This is a genomic window from Chryseobacterium sp. SIMBA_028, assembly GCF_046535285.1.
Taxonomy (GTDB): domain Bacteria; phylum Bacteroidota; class Bacteroidia; order Flavobacteriales; family Weeksellaceae; genus Chryseobacterium.
On the sequence record NZ_JAWRWZ010000456.1, the window covers coordinates 1 to 260 of the forward strand.

Sequence of the window (260 nt, forward strand, 5' to 3'; positions counted from 1 at the left end):
CATCCATGTTATATGCACAAGTAGGGGTTAACACAACTACACCAACTGCAACTTTAGAAGTAGTGGGAAAAGGAGCTACAACAACAATTCCTGACGGGATTATTGCTCCAAGAATCAGTAAGCAGCAATTAGCAGCTAAAACAGCTGGCACCTATGACACACCTCAGACAGCTGCTGTCGTTTTTGTAAACGATATTACTACTCCCACCGGAACAATCCCTAGTTTGGCTCAGGTGGTAGAAGTTACTGCACTCGGATAT

The 260-nt window shown here is 43.8% G+C and carries 1 pseudogene; it reads left to right on the forward strand.

Annotated elements, in window-relative coordinates:
* Window positions 1-260: pseudogene (locus SCA31_RS24100) on the forward strand (hypothetical protein); the annotation flags it as partial.